This window comes from Paraburkholderia sp. (assembly GCF_034668105.1).
Classification (GTDB): domain Bacteria; phylum Pseudomonadota; class Gammaproteobacteria; order Burkholderiales; family Burkholderiaceae; genus Paraburkholderia.
This window is the reverse complement of the sequence record NZ_JAXDPY010000601.1, coordinates 1-2,943: the sequence shown is the minus strand read 5'-3', so window position 1 is coordinate 2,943 and position 2,943 is coordinate 1. Positions and strand designations below refer to the sequence as shown.

The following is a 2,943-nucleotide window of genomic DNA, read 5'->3' as shown; positions in this document are numbered from 1 at the left end:
GATTCGGCGTACGCGAAAGTCAGCACGTTGGTCGAATAATCCTTGCCGCGATACGTGCGGTTCAGCGTGCGGCCTTCTTCGGCGTCGACGAAACGCACGGTCAGTTCGCCGTCCGCGAACAGTGCTGCCTTGATCCAGCCGGCCACGGTGGCGCGCGGCAGCAGCGCCTTGTGTTCCGGCCAGGCTTTGGCGGCGGGGAATTGCAGGTTCAACGTCAGTTTCGGAGTGCGGCTCATGCGTAATCGATGTGTTGCCAGGTTTGCTGCAGCCTATCTCTTGGAATTCAACGCTGATTGTGCGGCACCGTAAATCGGCACCGCGCAATCAGTGCCACACCTCAGCGCCGCAAATCAACGCCGCAAATCAGCGCCGCAAATCAACGCCGCAAATCAACGCCGCAAATCAGCGAGAATCCGCCGGACCGGCGGTTTTCAGCGAATGCGCATCGTACGCCTCCACAATTCGCGCGACCAGCGGATGACGCACCACGTCCGCACTGGTGAAGCGCGTGAGCGCAATCCCGCGCACGTCCGACAACACCTGCTGCGCTTCGATCAGCCCGCTCTTCGCGCCACGCGGCAAGTCGACCTGGGTCGTATCGCCGGTGACGACCGCTTTCGAGCCGAAGCCGATCCGCGTCAGGAACATCTTCATCTGCTCGGGCGTGGTGTTCTGCGCCTCGTCGAGGATGATGAACGCGTGATTCAGCGTGCGGCCCCGCATATAGGCGAGCGGCGCGATTTCGATCATCTGCCGCTCGAACATCTTGGCGGTCTTGTCGAAGCCGAGCAGGTCGTACAGCGCGTCGTACAGCGGTCGCAGATACGGATCGACCTTCTGCGCCAGATCGCCCGGCAGGAAGCCGAGCCGTTCGCCCGCTTCCACAGCCGGCCGCGTCAGCACGATGCGTTTGACCTGATCGCGTTCCAGCGCATCCACCGCACAGGCCACCGCGAGATAGGTCTTGCCCGTGCCCGCGGGACCGACGCCGAAGGTCACATCGTGCGCGATGATCTGTTTCAGATACTCGCGTTGCGCCGGTGTGCGGCCGCGCAGATCGGCGCGCCGCGTGTACAGCTTCGGGCCGAGTTCTTCGAGGTCGTCGTCGCCGTTGTCGGCGGGTTGGTCGAATGGATGATCCGGATTGCCCGGAAAGCGCGGATCGCCGGCTTCGTCGCCATTGCCGTTCGTGCGATGGCGCGCCGGGTGGCGCACTTCAACGAGCGCGAGCTGGATGTCGTCGACCGACAGCGGCTCCAGCGAGTTGTTGTAGAACTTTTCGAGCGCGGTGAGCGCGAGTTTCGCGCCGCGCCCGCGAATCGTGATGCGGTGGCCACGGCGTTGCAGCGTGACGTCGAGCGCCTGCTCGATCTGCCGCAGATTTTCGTCGAGCGGTCCGCAGAGGTTGGCGAGCCGCGCGTTGTCGTCGCGCGGTGCGGTGAATTCCAGATGCTGCTGAGTGGTCTTCAAGGCGGTGGATCGATCCTGTCGGGTTCGTGACGCCGGGCGGGCGTCGCTCAGTGGGTGGTCGCGGGCGAGTCGTCGTGCACCAGCACGAGCTCGCCACGTAACGAATGTGGGTACGCATGGACGATTTTCACGTCCACCATCTGACCGATCAGTCTGGCGTGCGACGCGACCGGCGCCGGGAAATTCACCACGCGGTTGTTCTCGGTGCGACCCGCGAGTTCGTTCGGATCCTTGCGCGCCGGGCGTTCGACCAGAATCCGCTCGATCTTGCCGACCATCGAATCGCTGATGCGCTGGACGTTTTCTTCGATCGTGGCCTGCAGATGTTGCAAGCGCTTGAGCTTCACTTCACGCGGCGTGTCGTCGTGCAGATTCGCGGCCGGTGTGCCGGGACGCGGGCTGTAGATGAACGAGAAGCTGGTGTCGTACTTCATCTCGTGGATCAATGCCATCATCTTGTCGAAGTCTTCCTCCGTCTCGCCGGGGAAGCCGACGATCATATCGGTCGACAGAGACAGGTCCGGACGGATCGCGCGCAGCTTGCGTATCACCGACTTGTACTCGAGCACGGTGTAGCCGCGCTTCATTGCCATCAGGATGCGGTCGGAGCCGTGCTGCACCGGCAGGTGCAGGTGGCTGACGAGCTTCGGCACCTTGGCGTAGGTGTCGATCAGGCGCTGCGTGAATTCCTTCGGATGCGACGTGGTGTAGCGAATCCGTTCGATGCCCGGAATATCGGCGACGTATTCGATCAGCTGGGCGAAGTCGGCGATTTCGTTCGAGCCGAGCGTGATGCCGGCACGGTAAGCGTTCACGTTCTGGCCGAGCAGCGTGACTTCACGCACACCCTGGTCGGCGAGACCGGCGATTTCAGTCAACACGTCGTCGAGCGGGCGCGACACTTCTTCGCCGCGCGTGTACGGCACGACGCAGTAGCTGCAGTACTTGCTGCAGCCTTCCATGATCGACACGAAGGCCGTGGGGCCGTCGACGCGCGCCGGCGGCAGGTGGTCGAACTTTTCGATTTCCGGGAACGAGATGTCGACCTGGGCGCGGCCGCTTTCACGGCGCTTGTCGATCATTTGCGGCAGACGGTGCAGCGTTTGCGGACCGAACACCAGGTCGACATACGGCGCGCGCGCCACGATCGACGCGCCTTCCTGGCTCGCCACGCAGCCACCCACGCCGATGATCAGATCCGGATTCGCTTCTTTCAACTCGCGCACGCGGCCGAGGTCGGAGAAAACTTTTTCCTGCGCTTTTTCGCGCACCGAGCAGGTGTTGAAGAGAATGACGTCCGCATCTTCCGGCGTGTCGGTCTTGACGAGTCCGTCGGCCGCGCCGAGTACGTCGACCATCTTGTCGGAGTCGTACTCGTTCATCTGGCAGCCAAAGGTCTTTACATAAACTTTCTTGGTCATCGAATTTCGCCGGTCGCAGTGGTTAACCTGGGGGCGTCGTTTAAAAGGTGAA

General features: G+C 62.6%; 3 protein-coding genes. All 3 read right to left on the bottom strand.

Annotation, left to right across the window (positions count from 1 at the left end):
• Positions 1–236 (bottom strand): rRNA maturation RNase YbeY (gene ybeY, locus QOC89_RS26575; protein WP_323047752.1); only part of this gene is annotated, 236 nt, incomplete at its 3' end.
• A 166-nt stretch (positions 237–402) separates the two neighbouring features.
• On the bottom strand, positions 403–1,470 hold the full coding sequence (locus QOC89_RS26570) for a PhoH family protein (protein ID WP_323047751.1): 1,068 nt from the start codon (positions 1,468–1,470) through the stop codon (positions 403–405).
• A gap of 47 nt (positions 1,471–1,517) precedes the next feature.
• Positions 1,518–2,891 (bottom strand): tRNA (N6-isopentenyl adenosine(37)-C2)-methylthiotransferase MiaB, encoded by a 1,374-nt coding sequence (gene miaB / locus QOC89_RS26565; RefSeq protein ID WP_323047750.1) that lies wholly within the window; start codon positions 2,889–2,891, stop codon positions 1,518–1,520.
• Positions 2,892–2,943 lie beyond the last annotated feature (52 nt).

Bases quoted from the DNA above. Each gene is read 5' to 3' on its own strand.
- miaB (WP_323047750.1), bottom strand. From the start codon at position 2,891: ATGACCAAGAAAGTTTATGTAAAGACCTTTGGCTGCCAGATGAACGAG.